This window comes from Lyngbya aestuarii BL J (assembly GCF_000478195.2).
Taxonomy (GTDB): domain Bacteria; phylum Cyanobacteriota; class Cyanobacteriia; order Cyanobacteriales; family Microcoleaceae; genus Capilliphycus; species Capilliphycus aestuarii.
In genome coordinates, this window is record NZ_AUZM01000436.1 from 1 (window position 1) to 290 (window position 290).

Annotated in this window: 1 protein-coding gene; it reads right to left on the reverse strand. The window is 43.4% G+C overall.

The features are described from left to right. Positions 1-31 precede the first annotated feature (31 nt). Positions 32-229, reverse strand: a complete 198-nt coding sequence (locus M595_RS28835) for a hypothetical protein (protein WP_009787029.1) — start codon at positions 227-229, stop codon at positions 32-34. Positions 230-290: the final 61 nt, after the last annotated feature.

Genomic DNA, 290 nt, shown 5'->3' on the forward strand with positions numbered 1-290 from the left:
ATCCTCAGTATTTAAAGTATTGCTTAAACTTCTATTCAATATTCGCAATTCTAAAACCCATCTGACACTCATATTGACTGGGAAGGTTTTCTGTCGTTTTACCAACCGGATGACCACAACTGAGTTGTCCTCCTCTCCAGCGAGGCTGACCACTACGATCTGAAAGTGGACAACCTTGACAAACTCGCTGCGGTTCGAGAAGTTGGTTCTCCATCAAAATCACTAACATCTTATCCCTCCAACAGATTCCGTCTTTGCCCTTCCAATTGTATGCCAAGACTCGAGAGAGA

Coding starts and splice junctions, on each gene's coding strand:
- M595_RS28835 (WP_009787029.1), bottom strand. CDS start 229: ATGTTAGTGATTTTGATGGAGAACCAACTTCTCGAACCGCAGCGAGTT.